The organism is Metapseudomonas resinovorans DSM 21078, from assembly GCF_000423545.1.
Lineage (GTDB): Bacteria > Pseudomonadota > Gammaproteobacteria > Pseudomonadales > Pseudomonadaceae > Metapseudomonas > Metapseudomonas resinovorans.
Window position 1 is genome coordinate 22,155 of the sequence record NZ_AUIE01000031.1, and the last position, 26,319, is coordinate 48,473.

Below are 26,319 nucleotides of genomic sequence, written 5' to 3' on the forward strand. Positions count from 1 at the left end.
GTAGTCTGTTTGTAGTCTGTCGCCCAAAACAAAAAAGGGCTAGCTTGCGCTAACCCTTTGATTTGTATGGTGGCTACACCGGGACTTGAACCTGGGACATCAGCATTATGAATGCTGCGCTCTAACCGACTGAGCTATGTAGCCGAGTGGCGCGCATTTTCCGCATCTGTCGGGGGGCTGTCAACCCCTTCGCTTAGATAATTTTGTGATCTTTCAATTGTTTAGGTGGTGAGAACGTTTTCAGGGAAGCGCGGTGGCCGGGGAGGGTTTTCAGCGGATCGAAGCAGGTGCCCGTGATGGGTATCGCTTCGCTCAACACCATCCTACAGAAGCAAAAAGCCCCGGAGGTCCGGGGCTTTTTCGTGGATCAGACGTTAAAGCGGAAGTGCATCACGTCGCCGTCTTTGACGATGTATTCCTTGCCTTCAAGACGCCATTTTCCGGCTTCTTTGGCACCGTTTTCACCCTTGTACTGGATGAAGTCGTCATAGGCGACTACTTCGGCGCGGATGAAGCCTTTTTCGAAGTCGGTGTGGATAACGGCAGCAGCCTGCGGGGCGGTGGCTCCGATACGGACGGTCCAGGCGCGGACTTCCTTCACGCCTGCGGTGAAGTAGGTCTGCAGGTTGAGCAGGTCGTAGCCGGCGCGGATCACGCGGTTCAGGCCGGGCTCTTCGAGGCCGAGGGCTTCGAGGAACATGTCCTTTTCTTCGCCGTCGTCGAGTTCGGCGATTTCGGCTTCGATCTTGTTGCACACCGGAACCACGATGGCGCCTTCTTCCTCGGCAATGACTCTCACCACGTCAAGGTGCGGGTTGTTCTCGAAACCGTCTTCGGCAACGTTGGCGATGTACATGACCGGTTTGCTGGTTAGCAGGTGGAAGCCGCGAACGAGGCGCTTCTCCTCGTCACCCAGGTTCTTCAGCAGCGAGCGCGCCGGCTTGCCTTCGCTGAAGTGGGGGATGAGTTTTTCCAGCAGGGCTTTCTGTGCCAGGGCGTCCTTGTCACCGCCCTTGGCGTTGCGAGCGACTTTCTGCAGTTGCTTTTCGCAGCTGTCGAGGTCGGCGAAGATCAGTTCGAGATCGATGATCTCGATGTCGCGTTTGGGGTCGACGCTGTTGGAAACGTGGATGACGTTCTCGTCTTCGAAGCAGCGCACCACGTGGGCGATGGCGTCGGTCTCGCGGATGTTGGCAAGGAACTTGTTACCCAGGCCTTCACCTTTGGAAGCACCGGCTACCAGGCCGGCGATGTCGACGAATTCCATCGTGGTGGGGATCACGCGCTCGGGCTTGACGATCTCGGCCAGGGCATTGAGGCGCAAGTCGGGCATCGGCACGATGCCGCTGTTCGGCTCGATGGTGCAGAAGGGGAAGTTCTCCGCTGCAATACCGGACTTGGTCAGGGCGTTGAACAGGGTGGACTTGCCGACGTTAGGCAGGCCGACGATGCCGCAATTGAATCCCATGGAGTGTGCCTCTGCGCGGAGTGGGTTCAGGCCTTGCGACTGTGCAGCTTCTGCATGGCGCGGGTGAGGTCACCGGCGAGCAGTTCTGGCATCACGTCGAGGGCGAAATCGATGCTGGTGTCGAGCAGTTCCTGTTCGCTGCGCGGGGCGCGACTGAGAACGAAGCCGGAAACCAGGCTGCTGTGCCCCGGATGGCCGATGCCAAGCCGCAGGCGATGGAACGAATTCTGGTTGCCGAGTTGGGCGATGATGTCGCGCAACCCGTTGTGGCCGCCGTGGCCGCCGCCAGTCTTGAGCTTGGCAACACCGGGTGGCATGTCGAGTTCGTCGTGGGCCACCAGAATGGCCTCGGGCGGAATGCGGAAGAACTCGGCCAGGGCCGCTACGGACTGGCCGCTGCGGTTCATGTAGGTGGTGGGGATCAGCAGACGAACGTCGCGACCTTGGTGAGAGAACTTCCCGACCAGGCCGAAGTACTTCTTGTCGAGGCTCAGATTGACGCGTTCGCGCGTCGCCAGGCGCTCAACGAAAAGGGCCCCTGCGTTATGCCGGGTCTGGTCGTATTCGGGGCCTGGATTACCCAGGCCGACGATCAGTTGAATGGCAGTCACTACAGGGGCCCTTTGTCAGGCTGACGCAGAGTAAGAAATTACTCGGCTTCGCCTTCTTCCTTCACCACGCGGGAAGCATGGATGTTGGCAACTGCCAGGTCGTTGCCGTGGGCCAAGGCCACCAGCTCGACGCCTTTCGGCAGGGTCAGGTCGGACAGGTGAACGGTCTGACCTACTTCGACCTTGGCCAGGTCAACTTCGATGAACTCCGGCAGGTCTTTCGGCAGGCAGGAGACTTCGACTTCAGAGATGGTGTGGGAAACTTCGCCGCCGCCTTGCTTCACGCCAACGGAGGTAGCTTCGTTGATGAAGTGCAGGGGGATGTGGGCGGTCAGCTTCTGGCCGGCAACTACGCGCTGGAAGTCAGCGTGCAGTACGAAGCCTTTGGCCGGGTGGCGCTGCAGGGCTTTGATCAGAACGGTTTCGGTAGCGCCGGAAACGTTCAGGGCGATCACGTGGCTGAAAGCAGCTTCGTTTTCCAGCAGCTTGGCCAGGTCTTTGGCCAGCAGGCTTACGGATTGCGGGGCTTTCTCGCCGCCGTAAATTACAGCGGGAACCAGGTTGGCATTACGACGCAGGCGGCGGCTCGCACCTTTCCCCAGGTCAGAACGCGCTTCGGCATTCAGGGCAAAATCAGTCATTACACTTCTCCAAAATAGCCAAAACGCCCGTAATGCTTGCGACCAGCATCCGGGCGGTTGGGCAAATAGCCCCGCCGAGGCGGGGTGCTTTCGTCAGGGATGTCCTTAACGGAACATCGCGCTGATCGATTCCTCATTACTGATGCGGCGGACCGCTTCAGCCACAACCGGCGCGATATCCAGCTGACGGATACGCGAGCAGGCTTGTGCCGCGGCGGACAGCGGGATGGTGTTGGTCACCACCAGCTCGTCCAGCACGGAGTTTTCGATGTTCTCGATGGCACGGCCGGACAGCACCGGGTGGGTGCAGTAGGCGTAGACCTTGGCAGCGCCATGGTCCTTCAGGGCCTTGGCTGCGTGGCCCAGGGTGCCAGCGGTGTCGACCATGTCGTCGACCAGCACGCAGGTGCGGCCTTCGACATCGCCGATGATGTGCATGACTTCGGACTGGTTGGCCTTCGGACGACGCTTGTCGATGATGGCAAGGTCAACACCGAGGGACTTGGCCACGGCACGGGCACGAACCACGCCACCGATGTCCGGGGAAACGATCATCAGGTTTTCGAAGCGCTGGTCTTCGATGTCATCGACCAGGACCGGGGAACCGTAGATGTTGTCCACCGGAATGTCGAAAAAGCCCTGGATCTGGTCGGCGTGCAGGTCGACAGTGAGTACACGGTCGATGCCGACTACGGTCAGCATGTCAGCCACTACCTTGGCGCTGATGGCCACGCGGGCGGAGCGCGGACGGCGATCCTGGCGGGCATAGCCGAAGTAGGGGATGACCGCAGTGATGCGGGAGGCCGAGGAACGGCGGAAGGCGTCAGCCATCACCACCAGTTCCATCAGGTTATCGTTGGTCGGTGCGCAAGTCGGCTGGATCAGGAAGACGTCCTTGCCGCGGACATTTTCATTGATTTCAGCACTGATTTCGCCGTCGGAGAACTTGCCTACGGAGGCATCGCCGAGGGGAATATGCAGTTGACGTACGACGCGACGCGCCAGATCGGGGTTGGCATTCCCCGTGAAGACCATCATCTTGGACACGCGCAGTACCTGCCGGCTGAGGGTAGACCTGATGAATCAAAAAGCCGTTCAAAGGCCGTAGCTTTTGAACAGCTTTTTAAGTGTATGGCAGGGGCGGCTGGATTCGAACCAACGCATGGCAGGATCAAAACCTGCTGCCTTACCGCTTGGCGACGCCCCTAGAATTTTAACTTGCTGCGCAGTGCTTTCGTTGTGTTGTACGTAAACCCCGGTGGGGTTAATGGCAGGGGCGGCTGGATTCGAACCAACGCATGGCAGGATCAAAACCTGCTGCCTTACCGCTTGGCGACGCCCCTGTATCGTACAACCGAATGCCTTGCATTCCTTCTCAAGCCAGACCTTGAAGCTTGCGGTGCAACATCGAGATGTTACGCCCCTGAGCGACAAAGCTCGGCAGAGTGGCCGGAAGTTGGCGCGAGACTTTATCAGCATCGCTCTTGCTTGGGAAGCTCCCAAACACACAAGCTCCAGTGCCGGTCAATCTAGCTGATGTGAAATTATTCAACAAGATCAGCGCGTTACGTACATCTGGGTAACGTTTCTCGACCACCGGCTGACAGTCATTCCGACCGCCCCCCTCAAGAAGGCTGCGAACTTTAATGGGCGGAGAATTCCGTGTCAACTCAGGATCGGAGAAAACTTCTGCTGTGCTGACAAAGACTTGCGGCACCGCTACGAGGAACCAGGGCTCCGGCAGCTCCACTGGAGTCAGCTGCTCGCCGACACCTTCCGCGAAGGCGGCGCGGCCACGCACGAAGACCGGTACGTCGGCGCCTAGGGAGAGCCCGAGGGTGGCCAGGCGATCTTCGCTCCAGCCCAGGTTCCACAGGCGATTCAGGGCGAGGAGGGCAGTGGCGGCGTCGGAGCTTCCGCCCCCGATCCCGCCCCCCAAGGGCAAACGCTTGTCCAGCCAGATGTCGGCTCCGAGGCGGCAACCCGATTCGGCCTTCAGTTTGCGAGCAGCGCGAACGATCAAGTTGCTGTCATGGGGGACGCCGGGCACTTCGGTGCGCAGGTGGATTTCACCGTCCTGGCGCAGCGAGAAACCCAGTTCGTCGCCATGGTCGAGAAACTGGAAGAGCGTCTGTAGCTCGTGATAGCCGTCGGCGCGACGGCCGAGGATGTGCAGCATCAGGTTGAGCTTGGCTGGAGCTGGCAGGATGAGTTGCGCGTCCTGCATGTCACTGCCCGAGCTGGCGTGGCTGCCAGTCCTTGATCACCAAGGTGACGTCAAGGTTCTCGCCACTGAGCTTGATGCGCTCGGGCAGGGCATAGCCGTTTTGCTCGACATAGCTCAGGTATTGCACTTGCCAGCCGTCCTGCTCCAGGTGGGACAGGCGACTGGCGCCGTCGAGGGTCAGGCGGCTGCGAGTGTCGGGGGCGGGCAAGCCGCGCACCCACCAGAGCAAGTGGGACACCGGCAGGCGCCAGCCGAGTTGTTCTTCCAGGAGCGCTTCGGGGGTTTCGGCCTGGTATCGGCCCTGATTGGCTACTTCCAGTTCGATCTTGCCCGGGCGGCCAGTCAGGCGCGCGGCACCACGGCCCAGCGGGCCGGAAAGGCGGATGTCGTAATAATCCTGGCGCTGCAGCCAGAACAGGGTGCCGCTTCCGGAGTCCTTGGGGGCACGGATGCCTACTTTGCCGCTGATCTGCCAGCCGTCGAGGGTGCTGACCTGGGCCTTGTGCGCATTCCAAGAGGCCTGGTTGCCCTGGCCTTCGAAGGTTTCATGGGGAATCAGGGCGGCGCAGCCGGTGAGCAGGAGAAGCGCGCCAGCCGCCAGGAGGTTACGTAAACGCATGGATCAGAGGGCTCCGGAGCCAGTCAGGCGTTGCATGGTGTCACGGAGAATGGCGCTGTCAGGCTGCTTTTGCAGGGCCTCAGCCCAGATCTTGCGGGCTTCGACCTGTTTGCCCTGGGCCCAGAGCACTTCGCCCAGGTGCGCGGCGACTTCGTGGTCGGGGAACTCCTTGAGGGCCAGGCGCAGCAGCCGTTCGGCTTCAGGCAAGTTGCCCATGCGGTAATTCACCCAGCCGAGGCTGTCGAGGATGGCCGGGTCGTCCGGGTTGAGCTTGTGGGCCTGTTCCACCAGCTTCTTGGCCTCGTCGTAACGCGTGGTACGGTCGGCCAGGGTATAGCCGAGGGCGTTCAGCGCCATGGCGTTTTCCGGCTCGCGCTCGATGATGAAGCGCAGGTCCTTCTCCAGTTGGGTCAGGTCGTTGCGCTTCTCGGCCAGCATGGCGCGGGTATAGAGCAGATTGAGGTCGTCGGGATACTGCTGCAGGCCCTGCTGGATGACCTTCCAGGCGCGCTCGGGCTGCTGGCGCTCAGCCAGGCTTTCGGCTTCGATCAGGTAAAGCTGGATAGCGTAGTCCGGCTGGGCGTCGCGGGCCTTGGCAAGGCGCGCTTCCGCTTCGTCGGGCTTGCCGCTTTCCAGAAGGATTTCCACCTGGCGCATCTGCGCCGGCAGGTAGTCATTGCCGGGGCCAACCAGTGAATACTCAAGCAGCGCGCTGTCTTTGTCGCCACGCTTTTCGTAGACCTGGCCAAGGTTGAAGTGCGCCGAATCGACGTGGCTGCCGCGGTCTACCAGTTCCTCCAGGTAGACCTGGGCTTCGTCCCAGGCTTCGCCTTCCAGGCAGACCAGCGCCAGGGAGTAGCGCAGGTCGTCGTCGTCAGGGAATTGCTGGACCAGGCCGGAGAACTCGGATTTGGCTTCGTCCAGGCGACCTTGCTCTACCAGCATGCGGGCGTAAGTCAGGCGCAGGCGCTTGTCGTCAGGGTGTTGCTTGATGGCCTTCTGCAGCAGTGGAAGGGCCTCGTCGCCACGTTTGAGGCTTTGCAGTAGGCGAGCGCGCAGCAGGATCGGGGCGATTTCCTTGTCGTCGGAGGGCACCCCTTCGAGCAGATGGAGTGCTTCTTCGGTGCGGCCATCCTGTTGCAGCAGCACGGCCTTGCCGAAGACGAGTTGGCTATTGTCCGGGTACTTGGTCAGCAGGCGGTCAAAGCTTTGCAACAGACCTGCGCGGGTATCGGCGTCGGTTTCCGCGGCAGAGAGCGCGAGGAAGTCGAAATGGGTGTCGCCCTGACCCTGGAGCACCTTCTCCATATAGGTCATGGCTTCGTCATGACGGCCGGAGCGCGCCAGTTGCACGGCTGCGGCGCGCTGGGCATCAAGGTTGTCGGGAGCGTTCTTGGCCCAGATCAACGAGGTGTCCAATGCGGCTTGGTCTGCGCCCAGGTACTCGGCGATGCGGAAAGCGCGCTCGGCTACAGCCGGGTCCTGTGTGGCGTTGGCCTGCTGTACGTAGTTGCCGAGGGCGATGTCGAATCGGTTGCGCTGACCAGCCAGTTCGGCAGCGAGCAGGGCGTAGAGGGTTTCGCGGTTGAACGAACCATAGACCTCGGGCTTGGCGGGCGCGGAGGCCTGGTTGCCTTCCTCGACCGGCGGGGTGCCGTCCGGGGACTTGTGGGTCAAGCTCTGACAGCCGCCGAGAAACAGCAGGGCGGTGAGCAACGCGAGGGATCTATTCATAGGAAGGAAGGCGACTAACCAGCGAGTGTCTCATCATGACACAAGCCGTCAGGCTAGCACATGGGGCGGGGCGGCAACCCGCGGGGGCAAACCTGGTCGAGCAGACAATTATCGGCGGTGGTTGTCGTTGTTCGGGTGAAGTAGGACAATTGCGCGCCCTCCTGTTTCAGTTAGCGACCCTGCATGGCCTTCATTGCTCTTGGTATCAACCACAAGACCGCCTCGGTGGATGTCCGCGAACGCGTGGCTTTCACCCCCGAGCAGCTGGTTGAGGCCCTGCAGCAGCTGTGTCGCATAACGCCCAGTCGCGAGGCGGCGATCCTCTCCACCTGCAACCGCAGTGAGCTTTACCTGGAGCAGGATCACCCCAGCACCGATGAGGTCCTCGCTTGGCTGGCCGGTTACCACAACCTCAGCCTGGAAGAGCTGCGCGCCTGCGCCTATGTGCACCAGGACGACGCCGCCGTCCGCCACATGATGCGCGTTGCCTCCGGGTTGGACTCCATGGTGCTCGGAGAGCCGCAGATTCTCGGCCAGATGAAGTCCGCCTACGCCGTTGCCCGCGAGGCCGGTACCGTCGGCCCGCTGCTTGGCCGCTTGTTCCAGGCGACTTTCAGCACCGCCAAGACGGTGCGTACCGACACCGCAATTGGCGAGAACCCGGTTTCCGTGGCCTTCGCTGCCGTCAGCCTGGCCAAGCAGATCTTCTCCGACCTGCACCGCAGCCAGGCGCTGCTGATTGGCGCCGGCGAGACCATCACCCTGGTCGCCCGCCACCTGCACGAGCAGGGCGTGAAGCGCATCGTGGTCGCCAACCGTACCCTGGAGCGCGCCAGCATCCTGGCCGAAGAGTTCGGCGCCCATGCCGTGCTGCTGGCCGACATGCCCCAGGAACTGGTCAACAGCGATATCGTCATCAGCTCCACAGCAAGCCAGTTACCAATTCTTGGCAAGGGCGCGGTGGAGCGTGCGCTGAAGCAGCGTCGACACAAACCGATCTTCATGGTCGACATCGCTGTCCCGCGTGACATCGAGCCCGAAGTGGGTGAACTGGACGACGTCTACCTCTATACCGTGGACGACTTGCACGAGGTCGTCGCGGAAAACCTCAAGAGCCGCCAGGGTGCAGCCCAGGCTGCCGAGGAGCTGGTGGGGGCTGGTGTCGAAGACTTCATGCAGCGCCTGCGAGAGCTGGCCGCGGTTGACGTATTGCGAGCCTATCGCCAGCAGGCGGAGCGTCTGCGTGACGAGGAAGTGCTCAAGGCGCAGCGCATGCTGCAGAACGGCACTTCGGCCGAAGAAGTGCTGGCCCTGCTGGCCCGTGGCCTGACCAACAAGCTGCTGCACGCCCCCAGCGTGCAGCTGAAGAAACTCTCTGCCGACGGTCGCTTCGACGCGCTGGCCGTGGCCCAGGAACTCTTCGCCCTCGACGAGGGCTCGGATAAACGTTCGCAATGAAAGCTTCCCTGCTGAACAAGCTCGACCTCCTCCAGGACCGCTACGAGGAGCTCACCGCCCTGCTCGGCGATGCCGAAGTCATCAGTGACCAAGGGAAATTCCGCGCTTACTCCAAGGAGTTTGCCGAGGTCGAGCCGGTGATTCTGGCGTTTCGCGAGTTCCGCAAGGTTCAGAGTGATCTGGAAGGCGCCCAGGCGCTGCTCAAGGACAATGATCCAGACCTGCGCGAGATGGCCGAGGAGGAAGTCGCCCTCGCCCGGGAGCAGTTGGTGGAGCTGCAAGACCGCCTGCAGCGCATGCTGCTGCCCAAGGACCCCAACGACGGTCGCAACGTGTTCCTGGAAATCCGCGCCGGTACCGGCGGCGACGAGGCGGCGATCTTCTCCGGCGACCTCTTTCGCATGTATTCCCGCTATGCCGAGCGCCAGGGTTGGCGTGTCGAAATCCTCTCCGAAAACGAAGGGGAGCACGGTGGCTACAAGGAAGTGATTGCCCGGGTCGAAGGCGACAACGTCTACGCCAAGCTCAAGTTCGAGTCCGGAGCGCACCGTGTGCAACGGGTGCCGGAAACCGAATCCCAGGGGCGCATCCACACCTCCGCTTGCACTGTCGCCGTGCTGCCAGAGCCCGACGAGCAGGCCGCCATCGAGATCAATCCCGCCGATCTGCGCGTCGACACCTACCGCTCCTCGGGCGCCGGTGGTCAGCACGTCAACAAGACTGATTCGGCGGTGCGGATCACCCACATCCCGTCGGGCATCGTGGTTGAGTGCCAGGAAGAGCGTTCCCAGCACAAGAACCGCGCAAAGGCCATGGCCTGGCTCGCTGCCAAGCTGAATGACCAGCAGGAAGCCGCCGCTCAAAAGGAAATCTCCGACACCCGTCGTTTGCTGGTGGGTTCCGGTGACCGTTCCGAGCGCATCCGTACGTACAACTACCCGCAGGGCCGGGTTACCGACCATCGCATCAACCTCACCCTCTACGCCCTGGACGACGTCATGGCCGGGGGAGTGGAGGCTGTGATCGAGCCATTGCTTGCCGAATACCAGGCCGACCAGCTCGCGGCTCTGGGAGACTGACGTGACCATCATCGCCAGCCTTCTCGGGCAAGCCCAGCTGCCTGATTCCCCTACCCCGCGCCTGGATGCCGAACTGCTGCTGGCTGCCGCCCTTGGCAAGCCGCGCAGCTTCCTGCACACCTGGCCGGAACGGGTGGTCTCCAGCGAAGTGGCTGAGCGTTTCGCCAGCTACCTGCAGCGCCGCCGCATGGGTGAGCCAGTGGCGTACATCCTCGGTCACCAAGGCTTCTGGAGCCTGGACCTGGAGGTAGCACCCGATACCTTGATCCCGCGTCCGGATACCGAGCTGCTGGTGGAAACGGCGCTGGCCCTGCTGCCGGCAAGTACCTCCAAGGTGCTTGACCTGGGTACTGGCACCGGAGCCATTGCCTTGGCCCTGGCATGCGAGCGCCTGGGCTGGGAAGTGACCGGTGTCGATCGCATTTCCGCCGCCGTGGCGCTGGCTGAGCGCAACCGCGCGCGCCTCAAGCTGAACAACGCCCGGTTCGTCGAGAGCCATTGGTTCTCCGCCCTGGGCGAGCAACGCTTCGCGCTTATCGTCAGCAATCCGCCTTACATACCCTCCCAGGACCCGCACCTGGCCCAGGGGGACGTGCGCTTCGAACCGACCAGCGCCCTGGTCGCCGGCGCTGATGGTCTGGACGACATCCGCCTGATCATCCGGGACGCACCCAGGCACCTGCTGCCTGGTGGCTGGTTGCTGCTGGAACATGGTTACGACCAGGCTCCGGCCGTGCGTGACCTGTTGGCCCGCCAGGGCTTTCAGCACGTGGAAAGCCGCCGCGACCTGGGCGACCACGAACGCATCTCCCTTGGACAATGGCCATGCTGAGTGATCAGGAACTCCTTCGCTACAGCCGGCAGATCCTCTTGCCGCAGATCGACGTCGACGGCCAACTGCGGCTGAAGCAGAGCCGTGTCCTGATCGTCGGTCTCGGAGGCCTGGGTTCTCCGGTCGCCCTCTACCTGGCCGCCGCCGGGGTAGGTGAACTGCACCTGGCAGACTTCGACACCGTCGACCTGACCAACCTGCAGCGGCAGATCGTCCACGACAGCAACAGCGTCGGGCAAAGCAAGGTCGATTCAGCCATGGCCCGCCTTGCTGCGTTGAATCCGGACGTGCGCCTGGTGCCGCACTCCCGTGCGCTGGATGAGGATTCCCTGGCCGCCGCTGTCGCTGCGGTGGATGTGGTGCTGGACTGCACCGACAATTTCGGTACCCGCGAAGCGGTCAACGCCGCGTGCGTGGCTGCCGGCAAACCGCTGGTGTCTGGCGCTGCAATTCGTCTCGAGGGCCAGCTTTCGGTCTTTGACCCGCGTCGCGACGACAGCCCTTGCTACCACTGCCTCTACGGTCATGGCAGTGAAGCCGAGCTGACTTGCAGCGAAGCCGGTGTGGTCGGCCCACTGGTTGGTCTGGTGGGCAGCCTGCAGGCATTGGAAGCCCTGAAGCTGCTCGCCGGATTCGGTGAGTCCATGGTCGGCCGCCTGTTGCTGGTGGATGCCCTGGGCAGTCGTTTCCGCGAGCTGCGGGTCAAGCGCGACCCCGCCTGCGAAGTCTGCGGTGTCCGGCATGCCTGAGGCGGCCACGATCGGGGTCTTCGACTCGGGCGTTGGCGGCCTCTCCGTCCTGCGGGAAATCCGCACACTGTTGCCCCGCGAATCGCTGCTGTACGTGGCCGACAGTGGCCATGTCCCGTACGGTGAGAAGAGCGCCGACTTCATCCGCGAACGCAGCCATCACATCGCCGAGTTCCTTCTTGGCCAGGGCGCCAAGGCGCTGGTGCTGGCCTGCAACACCGCCACCGTGGCGGCCGTAGTCGACCTGCGCGAGCGTTATCCACAGCTGCCGATTGTCGGCATGGAGCCCGCAGTGAAGCCGGCAGCGGCGGCCACGCGCAGTGGTGTCGTGGGCGTGCTGGCGACCACGGGCACGCTGAAGAGCGCCAAGTTCGCTGCGCTGCTGGATCGCTTTGCGGGGGACGTGCGGGTGATTACCCAACCCTGTCCGGGACTGGTGGAGCGCATCGAAGCCGGCGACCTCATGGGCCCGGAGACGCGTGCCCTGTTGTCTGGCTATGTCGAGCCGCTGTTGGCCGAGGGGTGCGATACGCTGATCCTCGGTTGCACCCACTACCCGTTCCTGCGTCCGTTGTTGCGCCAGATGGTGCCGGACGCCGTCAGCCTGATCGATACCGGTGCGGCTGTTGCCCGACAGCTCCAACGCCTGCTGGATGCACGTGGCCTGCTGGCGGGCGGGGAGTCTGAACCATGTCGTTTCTGGTCGAGTGGCGACCCGGCGATGATGCAGGAAATCCTGCCGGTGCTCTGGGGCGAGTCTGCCCGCGTGGACAAGTTCCCTGACTGATGGAAAAGTCCGCCAGATTTCTTTCCCCGATTAAAAAGCTATCTATAATCGCGACTAGGTATTAACACGTTTTTCAGCACTTCAGAAAAAGGACTGTTTTCATGAAGAAGCTTTTCTGCTGGGCCGCAGCAGCAGCCATGTCTATCGGTCACATCGCTTCCGCTCAGGCGGCGGATGTTTCTTTGGATATAGGCCAGACTGGCGAGTCCACGATGGTGTATCGCTTGGGGACCCAATTCGATTTCTCCAGCAGCTGGTTCCAGAGCGACGTGGGTCGCCTGACCGGTTTCTGGGACGCCGCCTACACCTACTGGGAAGGTGACGAGACCTCCAGCAACCACAGCCTGTCCTTCTCGCCGGTGTTCGTCTATGAATTCGCCGGTGAGACTGTGAAGCCCTACATCGAAGCCGGCATCGGCGTGGCCGTGTTCGAAAACACCGATCTGGAAGACAATGACCTGGGCTCGTCCTTCCAGTTCGAAGACCGCCTGGGCCTGGGCCTGCGCTTCGCCAACCAGGAAGTCGGCGTACGTGCCATGCACTATTCCAACGCCGGCATCAAGCAGCCGAACGATGGCGTAGAGACTTATACCCTGCACTATCGCCTGTCCTTCTGAGGCGAATCTGCAGCACAAGAAACCGGACCAAGTGTCCGGTTTTTTGTTGGCGTTGCATTGATCCTCCGGGGTGGTGGAGCTCGGCAAGGCCCAACAATTGCCCACATGGCCCCGCAGGCCTGAGTCGTCTTCACACGACCCGTTCCGAAAGATTCCTGAAGGCCGCCAAGGCACGTTCACGGCTGGCGGAGAGATCCACCAGCGGTGGGGGGTAGCCCGGCGCGCCGAACAGGCCGCCAAGGCTCCCCGGGTTGTGGATATCCCGCTTGTCCAGGTGGGCGAGTTCAGGCAGCCATTGGCGCAGGAAGCGACCGTCCGGGTCGAACTTCTGCGACTGGCTGATGGGGTTGAAGATGCGGAAGTAGGGGGCAGCATCGGTGCCGGTGGACGCGCTCCATTGCCATCCGCCGTTATTCGCTGCCAGGTCACCGTCGATCAGGTGGCGCATGAACCAGCGCTCGCCTTCGCGCCAGTCGATCAGCAAGTTCTTGGTGAGGAACATGGCCACTACCATGCGCAGGCGGTTGTGCATCCATCCGCTGGCGAGCAGCTGGCGCATGGCAGCGTCAACGATGGGAACGCCGGTGCGGCCCTGTTGCCAGGCTTCCAGTTCATCTGGCGCATGGCGCCAGGCAAGGGCTTCGGTTTCCTGGCGGAACGGGCGGTGCCGGGAGATGCGTGGGTAGCCGACCAGGATGTGCTTGTAGAACTCGCGCCAGAGCAGTTCGTTGATCCAGCAGACGGTACCGGCATTGCCACTGTCGAATTCGCCCTGATTGTTGCGCAGTGCCGCGTGCAGGCATTGGCGGGGCGAGAGCACGCCTGCGGCGAGGTACGGCGAGAGCTGGCTGGTGCCTGGCTGGGCGGGGAAGTCGCGGCGTTTCTCGTAGCACCAGAGCTCCTCCAGTGCAAAGGCATCCAGGCGTTCGAGGGCAGCCTCTTCGCCGGCCGGCCAGAGCTGCCGCAAGCTTTCCGGCGGCGTGGGAAAGCCGTCCACCATGGCCGGTGGCGTGTCACTGCGGATGCCCAGCTCGTCCTGCGCCCTGGGCGGTGGCAGGCAACTCGGCATGGCGATGTGCAGGCGCTGATAGCAGACCTTGCGGAACTGGCTGTAGACCTGGAAGTAGCTGCCGGACTGAGTCAACACACTGCCGGGGCGGAAGAACAGTTGGTCGAGATGACTGCGCAGGACAATGCCGTCTGCGGCCAGCCGCTCGGCCACCTGGCGGTCGCGGTGGGTTTCGTTGATGCCGTACTCCTCGTTTACCTGCACGGAGCTGATATCGAACTCGCGGCAGAGGTCACGCACCACGGACGGGGCGTCGGCCCAGGTTTCGGCGCGGCGAATCAGAAGCGGCACGTTCAATCGGCCCAGCGCGCGGGCCAGCGTTGCGAGGTTACGTAGCCAGAAGTCCACCTTGGCCGGTGCGTCGTCATGCGCCTGCCACTGGCCGGGGCTGACGAGATAGAGGGCGAGGGTGGGGCCGGCCGCCATGGCGGCGTGCAAGGCACTGTTGTCCTGCACGCGCAGGTCGGTGCGGAACCACATGAGTTGGCGCATGGCGCGTTCCTTTATCGGTTGAGCAGCAGGCCCAGGTTGGCAAGGGCTTGCAGGGCGTCCAGCGGGCCTTCGGCCAGGGTGGCGCCAGGAGCGAGTTCAGCCTGGTGGATGGCCGCGGCGGGGCCGCCCAGCAGGCATGGACAGGGGTGGCCTTCGAGCAGTCGGGGCAACTGGCCGGCAGCGAGCGGCTGGCTGGAGTAGAACAGCAGGGCGCGGGGTTGGATCTGCGCCGTGGCCAGTGCCAGTTCGGCGGCGGGCACCGGCCAGTCGAAGACTTCCACCGCGCAGTCGGCGCTGCTGACGAGCCAGGCCGTCAGCCAGAGGCCTGGCTCCATGGGCAGGTCGGAGGCGTTGACCAGGAGGATCGGCGCGGCGCTGTACTGGCGGTTGTTGTGGTAGAGGCGTGTGCCGAGCTTGGTGCGCAGCCAGGAGTAGAGGAACACGCGCTCCACCTGGCCACCGAACTGGGTGCGCCAGCGCTGCTCCAGGTCTTGCAGCAGGGGCTGTAGCAACTGGCGGTAGAGCGTCTTGGGCGGATACAGCGCCATGGCTGCGTTGAAGCACTCATCCAGCTGGCGCTCGGCGAGGTTGCCGATGGCTTCCAACAGGTGCCGGCGCTGCTCTTCCCAGGGTGAGTCGGAGGAGGTATCGAGGGATGCCGGTGCGTCCTGGTCCTTGAGCAACCCCTTGACCTGACCCACAGCGACGCCCCGGTCCAGCCAGGTGAGGATCAGGTGGATGCGCGCCACTTCCTCCCGGGTATACAGGCGGTGGCCCTTGCTGGTGCGAAGCGGCACGATCAATCCGTAGCGGCGTTCCCAGGCGCGCAGGGTTACCGGGTTGATGCCGGTCTGGCGCGCCACTTCGCGGATCGGTAGTAGTCCGCGTGCGAGGGCAGCTTGGTAGTCGTTGCCCGTTGGGTTGTCGCGGGTGATGTCCATGACTAGAGGGCGTTGCGCAGGCTGAGTTCTTCCGGATGCGGCTGCAGGTAGGCCTGCTGGGCGATGTATCGGTCCGGGTGACCGTTGAAGTGATGCTTGAGCAGGGTGATGGGTACAACCAGTGGGACCACACCGCTGCGGTACTGCTCGATCAGGCGCTGGAGTTCGGCCTTCTCGGGGCGGCTGAGGTGAGGCTTCAGGTAGCCGCTGAGGTGCTGCAGCACGTTGCTGTGGGTTCCGCGGGTGGCGCATTTCCTCAGGGCGACCATCAGGGCCGAGAAGTAACGCGGGCCGATCTCCTCCGCTGGCTGTGCGCCGATGCCGCCGAGCAGGCGACCAAGGACCTTGTACTGCACCGGGTCGTGCGCCATCAGCTGGTACTTGTAGCGAGAGTGGAAGGCGATGATCGACTTGTGACTCAGGCCCTCGCGGCACAGTGCCTGCCATTGGGCGTAGGCATAGACGCGCGTGAGGAAGTTTTCCCGCAGGACCGGGTCATTGAGGCGACCGTCTTCTTCCACTGGCAGGTCTGGACGGCGGGCACAAAAGGCGCTGGCGAAGATTCCGCGGCCGCCACCATCGCTCGCATGTCCGTTGGCCTGGTAGACCTTGACCCGTTCCAACCCGCAGGACGGGGATTTCTGCATGAAGATATAGCCGCTGATGTCGTCGAGCTGCGTGGCCATGATTTCGCCGAACTCTGCCAACGCTTCGGTGTGGTCGCGTTGAGGTTCGCGACTGTTCACTGCGCGCGGGGCAGCGGGGTCGCCCACCAGGCGGATGGGTTCGCGGGGAATGCCGAGGCCGATGGCCACTTCCGGGCACAGGGGCACGAAATCGAAATGCTCCGCCAGGCTGCGGCTGCATAACCGCGATTCCTTGTGCCCCCCATTGAAGCGCACGGGGTCGCCGAGGAGGCAGGCGCTGATGCCCAATTTAGGGCGCTGGGGTAGATCGAAGGGCATGGGCAGATACCTGGACATGAATTATACAAGCCCTGAATCATGTATAGCTTTCAAGGAATAATAGGAAAAAAATTGTACAAGTCAAATGCCTTGTACAAGTTTTTGGAGGCGGGGTCAGTGCCAGCCGATCTGCCAGCGGCGGGTGTCGGCCAGGGTGCGCCAGGGCAGGCGCTGGCAGCGGTGGCTGTGAACCGCTTCGAGTTCCACGGCACATATCGCGCCGGCGTCATCGAGGATGAGACGGCTGACCAGGAAGTGTTTTTCGCGGTCCGACGGCTTTATGGCCGTCCATTTCGAGAGCAGCAGTTTACGCGGGTTCAACCGCGGCGCGGTCACAGGTGTTCGAGCAGTCGGCGTGCGGCTTCCTGGCCGCTGAGCCAGGCACCTTCCACGCGGCCGGACAGGCACCAGTCACCGCAGGCGTACAGCCCCAGGTCGGCGTCGGCGAGGGCGCCCCACTGGTGCGCCTGGCTTGGCCGGGCATAGAGCCAGCGATGGGCCAGGCTGAAATTCGGGGCTGGTACGGCACAGCCGATCATCTCGGCGAATGCGCCATGGAGGTGCTCGATCACCGCTTCCTTGGGCATGTCCAGGTGTTGCTTGCTCCAGGCGCTGGTGGCGTGCAGGACCCAGGTGTCCAGACTGGCTTCGCGACCTGGCTTGGAGCGGTTGCGAGCGAGCCACTCCAGCGGACTGTCTTGCAGGAAACAGCCTTCTACGCGGGTGTCCAGCGGTTCGTTGAAACCCATCGCCACGGCCCAGGTCGGCTCCATGGCAACGCTTGCGGCGGCGCCGGCCAGTTTGGGGGCGGCGGCCAGCAATGCAGCAGCCTGGGGTGCTGGTGTGGCGACGATCACATGGCTGAAGGGGCCGTGGCTGAGACCTTCGGCATCCTGCAGGCCCCAGTGGCGTTCGCCACGGAAGACCTCGGTGATGCGACAGGCGAAATTCACCGGCAGGGCGCCGAGCAGGGCACGGGTGATGGCGCTCATGCGTGGTGTGCCGACCCAGCGGATCTGCTCGTCAGGGGAGGGCAGCAGGCGGCCTTCGCTGTAGTTGTAGAGACTCGGTGACCACTCGGCGACCCAGCCTCGGTCGCGCCATTGCTGTACCACTTCGGCGAAGCGGCGGTCGCGGGCGGTGAAGTACTGCGCGCCAAGGTCAACCGAGCCGGAATCGCTGCGCTTGCTGGCCATGCGCCCGCCACTGCCGCGGCTCTTGTCGAAGAGTTCCACGTCCTGCCCAGCCGCATGGAGCGCCTGGGCGGCGGAGAGGCCGGATATACCGGTACCGATGATGGCGATAGGTGCACTCATGGTCTACCTCGTTACCTATGGCTACAGGCTACGCTTTAGACAAGACCTGTACAATATTCAAGCGTTGTACAGGTTGGTCGGTTCCAATCGCGGATGCCTGTATTTCTGACGGTGCGTGGCCCAATCCGGGGCACGTCGAAACGTCATAAACCAGACTAGGGCGATATCCGCACTTAGCGCCATGCGAGGAGGATGCCATGCACATATTGCTGACCGGCGGTACTGGTCTGATCGGCCGGGCGCTCTGCCAACGCTGGCTGGCCGAGGGGCATCAGCTCACAGTCCTGAGCCGCCGACCGCAAGGCGTCGCCAGCCTGTGCGGCCGTGCGGTGCGTGGCATCAGTCAGTTTTCCGACTATGGCGACGAGCCTCTGGACGCCATCGTAAACCTGGCCGGCGAACCCATCGCTGACCGCCCCTGGAGCAACAAGCGCAAGGCACAGCTTTGGGGCAGCCGCATCACCCTTACCGAGCAGTTGTTGGAGTGGTTGGAAAAGCGCGACCAGATGCCGCGGGTGCTGCTCAGCGGCTCGGCGGTAGGCTGGTACGGCGATGGAGGAGAGCGGGAGCTGACCGAGGAATCGCCGCCTGTAACCGACGACTTCGCCAGCCAGCTCTGCGTGGCCTGGGAAGAGACCGCGCAACGCGCCGACGCACTTGGCATCCGTGTGGTGCTGGTGCGCACCGGTTTGGTGCTGGCGCGGGATGGTGGTTTCCTCAAGCGCCTGGTGCCGCCGTTCAAGTTGGGGCTGGGTGGTCCCTTGGGCAATGGCCGGCAATGGATGCCCTGGGTGCATCTGGATGATCAAATCGCCCTGATCGATTTTCTCTTGCGGCGGGACGATGCGCGCGGTCCCTATAATGCGTGCTCGCCGCAGCCGGTACGCAACCGCGACTTCGCCCGCAGCCTTGGGCGTGCGTTGGGGCGACCCGCCTTCATGCCGGCGCCAGCGTTCGTCCTGCGGCTGCTGTTGGGCGAACTGTCCGGCCTGCTGCTGGGCGGACAGCGCGCGGTGCCGGCCCGGTTGCGGGCGGCAGGTTTCACCTTTGCATTCACCGATCTGGACATGGCGCTCGGCGACCTGCTGAAGCCTAAGGATGTTTGATGACTGATCACGCGTTGCTGTTGGTCAACCTGGGATCTCCGGCTTCCACCGCGGTGGAGGATGTACGGAGCTACCTCGACCAGTTCCTCATGGACCCTTACGTGGTTGACCTGCCCTGGCCGCTGCGGCGCCTGCTGGTTTCGCTGATCCTGATCAAGCGCCCGGCGCAGTCGGCCCACGCCTATTCGTCCATCTGGTGGCCGGATGGCTCGCCGCTGATTGTCCTCAGCCGGGAGCTGCAGGAGGCCATCGGCCCGCACTGGCCGCATGGTCCGGTGGAGCTGGCAATGCGCTACGGCGAGCCCTCGATCGAACGCGCGCTGCGCAAATTGGCAGGGCAGGGCATCAAACGCGTCACCCTGGCACCGCTCTATCCGCAGTTCGCCGACAGCACCACCACAACTGCTATCGAAGAGGCACGTCGGGTGATCCGCGAGCAGGGCCTGAAGCTGGAGGTGTCGGTGCTGCCTCCCTTCTTTGCCGAGCCGGACTACCTGGACGCCCTGGTGGCCAGCGCCAAGCCTTACCTGGAGCAGGAGTTCGATCACCTGCTGCTGAGCTTCCACGGGTTGCCCGAGCGGCATATTCGCAAGCTGGTGAAAGGCATCGACCCGCAGCACGACTTGCGTGCCCCCGACAGCCGTGGCGTCAGCGACCAGGTCCTGGCGGTTTGCTACCGCAGCCAGTGCCAGCGCACCGCTGAAGCCTTCGCCGAGCGCGCCGGCTTGAAGCCCGGGCAGTGGTCGGTGTCCTTCCAATCCCGCCTGGGCCGGGACAAGTGGATCGAGCCCTATACCGAGGCCCGCCTCGACGAACTGGCGAAGCAGGGCGTGAAGAAGCTGCTGGTGATGTGCCCAGCCTTCGTGGCCGACTGCATTGAAACGCTGGAGGAAATCGGCCAGCGCGGCAGCGAGCAGTTCCAGGAAGCCGGCGGACAGGAACTGGTGCTGGTGCCTTGCATGAACAGCCATCCGCAGTGGGTGTCGGCGCTAGCCCGGCTCTGCGAGACGGCCGTAAGGCCGCTCTGAAGTTATCAGCCGGAGTGCATGGTGCGCATTCACTCTGCCTATATCGTGTGATCTCCGGTATTCAGCCTGTCCATGGCCACCTAAGCTGGGTTCTTCTTCAACCGTCGTGCGCCGCACCGGCGGCGCCGAGGAGAGCCCAGTGCAGAACAAGAACAACGGCTACCCCTCGAGCCTGAGCGCGTGGACCACCGTCGCCATCCTGATGGTGGCGTATGTGCTGTCCTTCATCGACAGGCAAATCCTCAACCTGCTGGTGGAGCCCATCCGCCGCGACCTGACCATCAGCGACACGCAGATGAGCTTGCTGATGGGCTTGTCCTTCGCACTTTTCTACACCGTGTGTGGCATTCCCTTGGGACGTCTGGCCGATAGCCGCAGCCGACGCGGGCTGATCGCGGTCGGCGTGCTGTTCTGGAGCGCCGCCACTGCAGCTTGCGGCATGGCCAAGCTCTACTGGCAGTTCCTGCTCTGCCGCATTGGCGTTGGCGTGGGCGAGGCGGCGTTGTCGCCGGCGGCCTATTCGCTGATCGCTGACAGTTTTCCCAAGGAGCGTCGTGCCACCGCCATCAGCGTCTATTCCATGGGCGTCTATCTCGGCTCCGGGCTGGCCTTCCTGCTCGGAGGGCTGGTGATCAAGTTCGCTTCCGCACAGGGCGACGTGCACTTGCCGCTCGTGGGCGAGGTGCGGCCCTGGCAGTTGATTTTCCTGGCCCTCGGCGCGGCAGGCGTACTCTTCACCTTGTTGATGCTGGCCGTGCGTGAACCCCAGCGGCGCGGCGTTGGCGCCGGCGTGGTGGTGCCCCTTGCGGAAGTCGGTCGCTACCTGCGCAGCAACCGGCGCACCGTGATTTGCCACAACTTCGGCTTCGCCGGCCTGGCCTTCGCCGGCTATGGCAGCGCCGCCTGGATTCCCACCTTCTACATTCGCACCCACGGCTGGGACGCCGGCCAGGTGGGTGTGATCTACGGCAGCCTGGTGGCGGTATTCGGCTGTCTCGGCATCGTCTTCGGTGGACGGCTGGCGGACTGGATGGCCAAGCATGGGCGGGCCGACGCCAACATGCGAGTCGGCCTGTTCGCCGCCATGGGGGCGCTGCCGCTCGTGGCGCTCTTCCCGCTGATGGACGATGCCTTCTGGGTCACGGTGCTGATGGCGCCCACGGTGTTCTGTCTGAGCATGCCCTTCGGCGTGGCGCCGGCGGCGATCCAGGAGATCATGCCCAACTCCATGCGGGGTCAGGCTTCGGCGATCTACCTTTTCGTGATCACCCTGATCGGCCTCGGATTCGGCCCCACGGCTGTCGCCCTGGTGACCGACTACGTTTTCGCCGACGACAAGGCCCTGCGTTACTCGTTGCTGATCGTCACGACCCTTGCGGTGGCCAGTTCGGTGGTGCTCCTGGGGGCAGGCTTGAAGCCGTACCGCGAAAGCTTGAAGCGCCTGCAGCAGTGGGGCGTGGATTCGCAAGACGAAACCATGCTTCGCGAGGCACAACCTACGGGATAAGCAGGCCAAAAAAGCCCCGCATCGCGGGGCTGTTTCTTGGCGCTGCCTCAGATGTGCGGTGCGTCGTCCGGGCTCTGATGCCTCCAGGTCTGATGGCCCGGCAGGATCAGGTTGAGGGCGATGGCGACGATGGCGCAGAGGGCGATGCCTTTCAGGCCGAAGTCGTCCTGGCCGGTGCCGGTGCCCACTAGCATGCCGCCGATGCCGAACACCAGGGTCACGGAGACGATCACCAGGTTGCGCGCCTCGGCCAGGTCCACCTGGTGGCGGATCATGGTGTTCAGGCCCACGGCGGCGATGGAACCGAACAGCAGGCAGAGGATGCCGCCCATGACCGGTACCGGGATGCTCTGCAAAATGGCGCCGAACTTGCCGATGAAGGCCAGGCCGACGGCGAAGACCGCTGCCCAGGTCATGATCTTCGGGTTGTAGTTCTTGGTCAGCATCACTGCGCCGGTCACTTCCGCGTACGTGGTGTTCGGCGGGCCGCCGAACAGGCCGGCGGCCGAGGTGGCGAGGCCGTCGCCCAGCAGGGTGCGGTGCAGGCCGGGCTTCTTCAGGTAGTTGCGACCGGTCACGCTGCCCACCGCGATCACCCCGCCGATGTGCTCGATGGCCGGGGCCAGGGCAACCGGGACGATGAACAGGATGGCCTGCAGGTTGAACTCGGGGGCGGTGAAGTTGGGCAGCTCCAGCCAGGGCGCGGCGGCGATCCTGGCGGTGTCGACCACGCCGAACCAGAAGGACAGGGCGAAACCAACCAGCACGCCGGAGATGATCGGCACCAGGCGGAAGATGCCCTTGCCGAACACGGCGACGATCAGCGTGGTGAGCAGCGCCGGCATGGAAATCCACATGGCGGTGGCGTAGGGGATCAGCTCGGCACCGTCACCGCCCTTGCCCATGGCCATGTTGGCGGCGATGGGGGCCATGGCCAGGCCGATGGAGATCACCACTGGGCCGATCACCACTGGCGGCAGCAGGCGGTCGATGAAGCCGGTGCCTTTGATCTTCACGGCAATGCCGAGGAAGGTGTAGACGAAGCCCGCCGCCACCACGCCGCCCATGGTCGCGGCCAGGCCGAACTGGCCCTTGGCGAGGATGATGGGGGTGATGAAGGCGAAGCTGGAGGCCAGGAATACCGGCACCTGGCGTCCGGTGACCAACTGGAACAGCAGGGTGCCAAGGCCGGCGGTGAAGAGCGCTACGTTCGGGTCCAGTCCGGTGATCAACGGCATCAGCACCAGGGCACCGAAGGCCACGAAAAGCATCTGGGCGCCGGAGATGACCTGACGCCAGAGCGGGTCCTTGAATTCGTCGCTCATCGATCAGTTTTCCTTCTGCTTGGTGCCGAAGATCTTGTCGCCGGCATCGCCGAGGCCCGGAATGATGTAACCGTGCTCATTGAGCTTCTGGTCGATGGAGGCAGTGAAGATCATCACGTCCGGGTGGGCATCGTTGACGACCTTGATGCCTTCGGGTGCGGCAACCAGCACCATGGCGCGGATTTCCTTGCAGCCGGCGCGTTTGAGCAGGTCGATGGTCGCGACCATGGAGCCGCCGGTGGCGAGCATCGGGTCGATGATCAGCGCCAGGCGCTCGTCGATCTCCGGTGCCAGTTTTTCCAGATAGGTGTGGGCTTCCAGGGTTTCCTCGTTGCGGGCCACCCCGACGGCGCTGACCTTGGCGCCCGGGATCAGGCTGAGCACGCCGTCGAGCATGCCGATGCCGGCGCGCAGGATGGGCACCACGGTGATCTTCTTGCCGGCGATCTTCTCGACCTGCACAGTGCCGGCCCAGCCCTGGATTTCGTAGTTCTCCAGGGGCAGGTCATTGGTCGCTTCGTAAGTCAGCAGGGCGCCGACTTCCTGTGCCAGTTCGCGGAAGTTCTTGGTGCTGATGTCGGCGCGGCGCATCAGGCCGAGCTTGTGGCGGATCAGCGGGTGGCGGATCTCACGGATGGGCATGGAAGGGTTCTCCGGCGGGCTGGCAAAAAAATTGCGTTAGCTTAATCCATTGATCACGGGCTGTGCTGCACTAACTGGTGGGTCCCGGCCACGGATGTCGCGGTCAAGCAAGGAACTGTCACACGCGGCGGCAGCCTGCTGCAGTATGGTCGACACTCGTCCGTCGGGGCTTGCCCCGGGGCAGGCGGATGGGTACCTTTGCCGACTTTTATCTTGACGCCCCGTTCAAGTTTTCACCGGGAACCGTGCATGTTCCCCGCCGAACCCAGAGGAATTGCCATGTCCGCCGATCTCGCACACATCCGCCAGGTAATGGCCGAAGCCGACTGCCTGTACACCGAAGCCCAGGTCGAGGCGGCCATCGCCCAGGTCGGCGAAGCCATCAACGGTGAGCTGGCCGAGCGCAATCCGGTGGTCTTCTGCGTGATGAACGGTGGCCTGATCTTCGCCGGCAAGCTGCTGCCCAAGCTGAACTTCCCGCTGGAGCTGTCCTACCTGCACGCCACTCGCTACCGCAACGAAACCAGCGGCGGCGAGCTGTTCTGGAAGGCCAAGCCGGAAATCTCCTTCATCGACCGCGATGTGCTGATCATTGACGACATCCTCGACGAGGGGCACACCTTGGCCGCCATCATCGACTTCTGCAAACACGCCGGCGCGGCCAACGTGCATACCGCCGTGCTGATCGACAAGACCCACGACCGCAAGGCCCGTCCGGACTTGAAGGCCGATTACGTTGGCCTGCCCTGCGAAGACCGCTACATTTTCGGCTACGGCATGGACTACAAGGGCTACTGGCGCAACGCCGCGGGTATCTTCGCGGTCAAGGGGCTCTGAACCATGGGCGCGCCACGTTTCCTCGATCAGGGCCTGTTCGCCGAATTGGCCGAGAAAGCTGCGGCGAGCCCGCGCAAGCGCCAGCACCATAACTTCCATGCCATGGAAGAGCCCTGCCATCGCATGGCGGTGGGGCTGCAACCTGAAACCTATATCCCGCCGCACCGGCACCTGTCCGCTGACAAGGCGGAAAGTTTGCTGGTGCTCAAGGGCCGTCTGGGTCTGCTGATCTTTGATGAAGACGGCAGGGTGACCGACAAGCGCGAGCTGGTCGCCGGCGGTGATTGCATTGGCGTCGACCTGCCGCCAGGTGTGTTCCATGCCCTGGTGGTGCTGGATCCGGACAGCCTGCTGTTCGAGTGCAAGGCCGGTCCTTACCGTCCGGTTGGCGAAGGCGAGCAACCGGCCTGGGCACCTCGCGAGGGTGAGCCAGGCGCGGCCGATTACTTGGCCTGGATGCGCTCGCTGTTCGTTTGAGGCGCATCGCTGTGTAGCCATTGCAGCGCCTTGGCCCGCGCTTGTTCCAGCGACTGCACGTAGGCCAGGCGTCCGCTCTCCCGGTGGACGCCAGCACGGCGGAGTTTCAGTCGCACACGCGGTGAGGTGCCCACCAGCACCAGTCCTACGCCTTGGCGACTGTAGTCGTGCAACAGGTTCTCCAGGGCGGCCAGTGCCGTCATGTCCAGCATGGGAACCGCTCCCATTTCGACGATCACCACCTTCACCTCGGGGTTGAAACGGCGAAGCACGCTCAGGGCCTTTTCGGCTGCACCGAAGAACAGCGGCCCGCGAATAGCGTAGGCCAGCACCTGTTCGGGCAACTCGTGCAGCGCTTCGTGGAAGTGACGTGGTAGCGGGGCCGTGTCGGTGAGGTCACTCATGCGCTTGATGAACAGGCCCGCGGCCAGCAGCAGGCCAACACCCACCGCCAGCACCATATCGAACAGTACCGTCAGTATCAGGCAGGTCAGCAGCACCAACACGTCATTGCGCGGTGCGATGCGCAGGGTATGCGCCACATGCCGTGCCTCGCTCATGTTCCAGGCCACCATTAGCAGCAGTGCGGCCAGCGCGGCCATAGGCAGGTAGCTGAACAGCGGCGCGAGCAGCAGCATCGCCAGCAGGACCACGCCGGCGTGAATGATGGCGGCGATGGGCGAGCGCGCTCCGGCACGGACGTTGGCGGCGCTGCGGGCGATGGCGGCGGTGGCCGTGATACCGCCGAACAGTGGGGCGACCAGATTGCCCAGGCCCTGGCCGACCAGTTCGGCATTGGGATCGTGACGCGTGCCGGCCATGCCGTCGGCCACGACGGCACAGAGCAGCGATTCGATGGCGCCGAGCATGGCGATGGCGAAGGCCGGCGCCAGCAACTGGCGAATCAGCTCGAAGGACAGGCCAAGGGGCTGGCCATCCGGTCCGGGCAGTTGCCAGGGCCAGGCGAAGGTCGGGAGGAAGGGCGGAATGCCGGGATGGCTGACGCCGTCCACCACGTAGCTGAAGCGCTCTCCCAGGGTGGCGACGGGCAGGTTCAGGGCCTCCAGCAGCAGGCCGAGCAGGGCGCCCAGGGCCAGGGCCGCGAGATGACCCGGCACTTTGGGCACCATGCGCGGCCAGAACACCAGTACTGCGAAGCAGGCGATGGCCACCAGGGTGTCGCCGAGGTGTGTGGTCGGCAGCGCTTCGCCCAGCAGGCGTAATTGATCCACATAGTTCTGCGGCGTCTGCGCCAGCTGCAGGCCCAGAAGGTCCTTGATCTGCAGGGTAGCAATGACGATGCCGATGCCGGCAGTGAAGCCCAGGGTCACTGGATAGGGGATGAACTGGATCAGCCGGCCCAGGCGTGCCAGGCCCATGGCGATGAGGATCAGCCCGGCCATCAGGGTACAGAGCAGCAGACCGCCCAGCCCGAACTGCTGGGTGATGGGCAGCAGGATCACCACGAAGGCTGCGGTGGGGCCTGAGATATTGAAGCGCGAGCCGCCAGTGAGAGCGATCAACGGCGCGGCCATCAGCACCGTGTAGAGGCCGTGCTGCGGGGCTACGCCGACTGCAATGGCCAGCGCCATGGCCAAGGGTATGGCGATGATGCCGACGGTCACGCCAGCGGCCAGGTCGCCACGCAGGCTCGCCAGCGAGTACCCCTCGCACAGGGACTGGCGCAGGGCAGCAAATAGTGGGGGGAGGTATGTGGACATGGCGACTCCTTCGCTGGAACTCGCCGAGTATAGGGGCTGGATTGCCGGTTGAGGTTTGACCTGAGTCGTAT

General features: G+C 63.6%; 26 protein-coding genes and 3 tRNA genes. 11 read left to right on the forward strand and 18 right to left on the reverse strand.

What is annotated here, in order from left to right; all coding sequences use genetic code 11:
- Nucleotides 1-67 precede the first annotated feature (67 nt).
- From G559_RS0119805 to G559_RS0119850, 10 genes are all read right to left on the reverse strand, one after another.
- Nucleotides 68-144: transfer RNA gene (locus G559_RS0119805), tRNA-Met, on the reverse strand.
- 223 nt (nucleotides 145-367) lie between these two features.
- A complete protein-coding gene (ychF, locus tag G559_RS0119810) occupies nucleotides 368-1,468 on the reverse strand; it encodes a redox-regulated ATPase YchF (protein ID WP_028629914.1) in 1,101 nt (366 codons plus the stop codon).
- 26 nt (nucleotides 1,469-1,494) lie between these two features.
- Complete coding sequence (pth, locus tag G559_RS0119815) at nucleotides 1,495-2,079, reverse strand: aminoacyl-tRNA hydrolase (protein WP_028629915.1); 585 nt, start codon at nucleotides 2,077-2,079, stop codon at nucleotides 1,495-1,497.
- Between the two features lie 38 nt (nucleotides 2,080-2,117).
- Nucleotides 2,118-2,720 carry a 50S ribosomal protein L25/general stress protein Ctc gene (locus G559_RS0119820; RefSeq protein WP_028629916.1) on the reverse strand — a complete coding sequence of 201 codons (603 nt, stop codon included), beginning with the start codon at nucleotides 2,718-2,720 and terminating at the stop codon, nucleotides 2,118-2,120.
- A 105-nt stretch (nucleotides 2,721-2,825) separates the two neighbouring features.
- Nucleotides 2,826-3,767 (reverse strand): ribose-phosphate pyrophosphokinase, encoded by a 942-nt coding sequence (locus G559_RS0119825; protein WP_028629917.1) that lies wholly within the window; start codon nucleotides 3,765-3,767, stop codon nucleotides 2,826-2,828.
- Nucleotides 3,768-3,852: 85 nt separating this feature from the next.
- Nucleotides 3,853-3,927: transfer RNA gene (locus G559_RS0119830), tRNA-Gln, on the reverse strand.
- A gap of 61 nt (nucleotides 3,928-3,988) precedes the next feature.
- Nucleotides 3,989-4,063: transfer RNA gene (locus G559_RS0119835), tRNA-Gln, on the reverse strand.
- A gap of 32 nt (nucleotides 4,064-4,095) precedes the next feature.
- Nucleotides 4,096-4,947, reverse strand: coding sequence for a 4-(cytidine 5'-diphospho)-2-C-methyl-D-erythritol kinase (gene ispE, locus G559_RS0119840; RefSeq protein ID WP_028629918.1), 852 nt, complete (start codon nucleotides 4,945-4,947; stop codon nucleotides 4,096-4,098).
- A 1-nt stretch (nucleotide 4,948) separates the two neighbouring features.
- Complete coding sequence (gene lolB / locus G559_RS0119845) at nucleotides 4,949-5,566, reverse strand: lipoprotein insertase outer membrane protein LolB (RefSeq protein WP_028629919.1); 618 nt, start codon at nucleotides 5,564-5,566, stop codon at nucleotides 4,949-4,951.
- Nucleotides 5,567-5,569: 3 nt separating this feature from the next.
- A complete protein-coding gene (locus G559_RS0119850) occupies nucleotides 5,570-7,300 on the reverse strand; it encodes a tetratricopeptide repeat protein (protein WP_028629920.1) in 1,731 nt (576 codons plus the stop codon).
- Nucleotides 7,301-7,483: 183 nt separating this feature from the next.
- Between G559_RS0119850 and hemA the strand changes: the two genes are divergently transcribed.
- The 6 genes from hemA (at nucleotide 7,484) to G559_RS0119880 (ending at nucleotide 12,822) form a co-directional block, all read left to right on the forward strand.
- Nucleotides 7,484-8,758: a glutamyl-tRNA reductase gene (hemA, locus tag G559_RS0119855; protein ID WP_028629921.1), complete on the forward strand. Its 1,275-nt coding sequence runs from the start codon at nucleotides 7,484-7,486 to the stop codon at nucleotides 8,756-8,758.
- Complete coding sequence (prfA, locus tag G559_RS0119860) at nucleotides 8,755-9,837, forward strand: peptide chain release factor 1 (RefSeq protein ID WP_028629922.1); 1,083 nt, start codon at nucleotides 8,755-8,757, stop codon at nucleotides 9,835-9,837. Before hemA ends, prfA begins: the two co-directional genes overlap by 4 nt.
- Before the next feature lies 1 nt (nucleotide 9,838).
- Nucleotides 9,839-10,669, forward strand: coding sequence for a peptide chain release factor N(5)-glutamine methyltransferase (gene prmC / locus G559_RS0119865; protein ID WP_028629923.1), 831 nt, complete (start codon nucleotides 9,839-9,841; stop codon nucleotides 10,667-10,669).
- The gene (locus G559_RS0119870; RefSeq protein ID WP_028629924.1) at nucleotides 10,663-11,418 is read left to right on the forward strand and encodes a molybdopterin-synthase adenylyltransferase MoeB; all 756 of its coding nucleotides are present in this window, start codon (nucleotides 10,663-10,665) and stop codon (nucleotides 11,416-11,418) included. Before prmC ends, G559_RS0119870 begins: the two co-directional genes overlap by 7 nt.
- Nucleotides 11,411-12,205 carry a glutamate racemase gene (gene murI, locus G559_RS0119875; protein WP_028629925.1) on the forward strand — a complete coding sequence of 265 codons (795 nt, stop codon included), beginning with the start codon at nucleotides 11,411-11,413 and terminating at the stop codon, nucleotides 12,203-12,205. Before G559_RS0119870 ends, murI begins: the two co-directional genes overlap by 8 nt.
- Before the next feature lie 101 nt (nucleotides 12,206-12,306).
- Entirely contained in the window at nucleotides 12,307-12,822 is a 516-nt protein-coding gene (locus G559_RS0119880) for an acyloxyacyl hydrolase (RefSeq protein ID WP_028629926.1), read from the forward strand.
- A gap of 130 nt (nucleotides 12,823-12,952) precedes the next feature.
- Here G559_RS0119880 and phrB read toward each other — a convergent pair whose 3' ends face one another.
- The 5 genes from phrB to G559_RS0119905 form a co-directional block, all read right to left on the reverse strand.
- Nucleotides 12,953-14,383: a deoxyribodipyrimidine photo-lyase gene (phrB, locus tag G559_RS0119885; RefSeq protein WP_028629927.1), complete on the reverse strand. Its 1,431-nt coding sequence runs from the start codon at nucleotides 14,381-14,383 to the stop codon at nucleotides 12,953-12,955.
- 11 nt (nucleotides 14,384-14,394) lie between these two features.
- Complete coding sequence (locus tag G559_RS0119890) at nucleotides 14,395-15,324, reverse strand: MerR family transcriptional regulator (protein ID WP_028629928.1); 930 nt, start codon at nucleotides 15,322-15,324, stop codon at nucleotides 14,395-14,397.
- Between the two features lie 2 nt (nucleotides 15,325-15,326).
- Entirely contained in the window at nucleotides 15,327-16,289 is a 963-nt protein-coding gene (locus G559_RS0119895; RefSeq protein WP_028629929.1) for a YbgA family protein, read from the reverse strand.
- Between the two features lie 114 nt (nucleotides 16,290-16,403).
- Nucleotides 16,404-16,610, reverse strand: coding sequence for a TIGR02450 family Trp-rich protein (locus G559_RS0119900; RefSeq protein WP_245586523.1), 207 nt, complete (start codon nucleotides 16,608-16,610; stop codon nucleotides 16,404-16,406).
- Nucleotides 16,611-16,621: 11 nt separating this feature from the next.
- Nucleotides 16,622-17,605, reverse strand: a complete 984-nt coding sequence (locus G559_RS0119905; protein ID WP_028629931.1) for an NAD(P)/FAD-dependent oxidoreductase — start codon at nucleotides 17,603-17,605, stop codon at nucleotides 16,622-16,624.
- A gap of 197 nt (nucleotides 17,606-17,802) precedes the next feature.
- On the opposite strand from G559_RS0119905, the gene G559_RS29125 reads away from it, so the two are divergent.
- From G559_RS29125 to G559_RS0119920, 3 genes are all read left to right on the forward strand, one after another.
- Entirely contained in the window at nucleotides 17,803-18,711 is a 909-nt protein-coding gene (locus G559_RS29125; RefSeq protein WP_036997600.1) for a TIGR01777 family oxidoreductase, read from the forward strand.
- Entirely contained in the window at nucleotides 18,711-19,739 is a 1,029-nt protein-coding gene (gene hemH / locus G559_RS0119915) for a ferrochelatase (RefSeq protein WP_028629933.1), read from the forward strand. The genes G559_RS29125 and hemH overlap by 1 nt, the downstream gene beginning before the upstream one ends.
- A 139-nt stretch (nucleotides 19,740-19,878) precedes the next feature.
- A complete protein-coding gene (locus G559_RS0119920) occupies nucleotides 19,879-21,246 on the forward strand; it encodes a spinster family MFS transporter (protein WP_028629934.1) in 1,368 nt (455 codons plus the stop codon).
- A 47-nt stretch (nucleotides 21,247-21,293) separates the two neighbouring features.
- On the opposite strand, the gene G559_RS0119925 is transcribed toward G559_RS0119920, so the two are convergent.
- On the reverse strand, nucleotides 21,294-22,571 hold the full coding sequence (locus tag G559_RS0119925) for a uracil-xanthine permease family protein (protein WP_028629935.1): 1,278 nt from the start codon (nucleotides 22,569-22,571) through the stop codon (nucleotides 21,294-21,296).
- Nucleotides 22,572-22,574: 3 nt separating this feature from the next.
- Nucleotides 22,575-23,213, reverse strand: a complete 639-nt coding sequence (gene upp, locus G559_RS0119930) for a uracil phosphoribosyltransferase (protein WP_028629936.1) — start codon at nucleotides 23,211-23,213, stop codon at nucleotides 22,575-22,577.
- 279 nt (nucleotides 23,214-23,492) lie between these two features.
- Here upp and G559_RS0119935 point away from each other — a divergent pair, with 279 nt between their 5' ends.
- Together G559_RS0119935 and G559_RS0119940 are read left to right on the forward strand one after the other, a co-directional pair.
- On the forward strand, nucleotides 23,493-24,050 hold the full coding sequence (locus G559_RS0119935) for a hypoxanthine-guanine phosphoribosyltransferase (RefSeq protein WP_028629937.1): 558 nt from the start codon (nucleotides 23,493-23,495) through the stop codon (nucleotides 24,048-24,050).
- 3 nt (nucleotides 24,051-24,053) lie between these two features.
- Nucleotides 24,054-24,527 (forward strand): WbuC family cupin fold metalloprotein, encoded by a 474-nt coding sequence (locus tag G559_RS0119940; RefSeq protein ID WP_028629938.1) that lies wholly within the window; start codon nucleotides 24,054-24,056, stop codon nucleotides 24,525-24,527.
- On the opposite strand, the gene dauA is transcribed toward G559_RS0119940, so the two are convergent.
- Complete coding sequence (dauA, locus tag G559_RS0119945) at nucleotides 24,494-26,248, reverse strand: C4-dicarboxylic acid transporter DauA (RefSeq protein ID WP_028629939.1); 1,755 nt, start codon at nucleotides 26,246-26,248, stop codon at nucleotides 24,494-24,496. The genes G559_RS0119940 and dauA overlap by 34 nt on opposite strands.
- Nucleotides 26,249-26,319 lie beyond the last annotated feature (71 nt).

Coding starts and splice junctions, on each gene's coding strand:
- ychF (WP_028629914.1), bottom strand. CDS start 1,468: ATGGGATTCAATTGCGGCATCGTCGGCCTGCCTAACGTCGGCAAGTCC.
- G559_RS0119925 (WP_028629935.1), bottom strand. CDS start 22,571: ATGAGCGACGAATTCAAGGACCCGCTCTGGCGTCAGGTCATCTCCGGC.
- G559_RS0119895 (WP_028629929.1), bottom strand. CDS start 16,289: ATGCCCTTCGATCTACCCCAGCGCCCTAAATTGGGCATCAGCGCCTGC.
- G559_RS0119890 (WP_028629928.1), bottom strand. CDS start 15,324: ATGGACATCACCCGCGACAACCCAACGGGCAACGACTACCAAGCTGCC.
- prfA (WP_028629922.1), top strand. CDS start 8,755: ATGAAAGCTTCCCTGCTGAACAAGCTCGACCTCCTCCAGGACCGCTAC.
- ispE (WP_028629918.1), bottom strand. CDS start 4,947: ATGCAGGACGCGCAACTCATCCTGCCAGCTCCAGCCAAGCTCAACCTG.
- G559_RS0119850 (WP_028629920.1), bottom strand. CDS start 7,300: ATGAATAGATCCCTCGCGTTGCTCACCGCCCTGCTGTTTCTCGGCGGC.
- G559_RS0119870 (WP_028629924.1), top strand. CDS start 10,663: ATGCTGAGTGATCAGGAACTCCTTCGCTACAGCCGGCAGATCCTCTTG.
- G559_RS0119940 (WP_028629938.1), top strand. CDS start 24,054: ATGGGCGCGCCACGTTTCCTCGATCAGGGCCTGTTCGCCGAATTGGCC.
- dauA (WP_028629939.1), bottom strand. CDS start 26,248: ATGTCCACATACCTCCCCCCACTATTTGCTGCCCTGCGCCAGTCCCTG.
- upp (WP_028629936.1), bottom strand. CDS start 23,213: ATGCCCATCCGTGAGATCCGCCACCCGCTGATCCGCCACAAGCTCGGC.
- G559_RS0119935 (WP_028629937.1), top strand. CDS start 23,493: ATGTCCGCCGATCTCGCACACATCCGCCAGGTAATGGCCGAAGCCGAC.
- G559_RS0119905 (WP_028629931.1), bottom strand. CDS start 17,605: ATGAGTGCACCTATCGCCATCATCGGTACCGGTATATCCGGCCTCTCC.
- G559_RS0119880 (WP_028629926.1), top strand. CDS start 12,307: ATGAAGAAGCTTTTCTGCTGGGCCGCAGCAGCAGCCATGTCTATCGGT.
- lolB (WP_028629919.1), bottom strand. CDS start 5,566: ATGCGTTTACGTAACCTCCTGGCGGCTGGCGCGCTTCTCCTGCTCACC.
- hemA (WP_028629921.1), top strand. CDS start 7,484: ATGGCCTTCATTGCTCTTGGTATCAACCACAAGACCGCCTCGGTGGAT.
- G559_RS29125 (WP_036997600.1), top strand. CDS start 17,803: ATGCACATATTGCTGACCGGCGGTACTGGTCTGATCGGCCGGGCGCTC.
- phrB (WP_028629927.1), bottom strand. CDS start 14,383: ATGCGCCAACTCATGTGGTTCCGCACCGACCTGCGCGTGCAGGACAAC.
- hemH (WP_028629933.1), top strand. CDS start 18,711: ATGACTGATCACGCGTTGCTGTTGGTCAACCTGGGATCTCCGGCTTCC.
- murI (WP_028629925.1), top strand. CDS start 11,411: ATGCCTGAGGCGGCCACGATCGGGGTCTTCGACTCGGGCGTTGGCGGC.
- G559_RS0119820 (WP_028629916.1), bottom strand. CDS start 2,720: ATGACTGATTTTGCCCTGAATGCCGAAGCGCGTTCTGACCTGGGGAAA.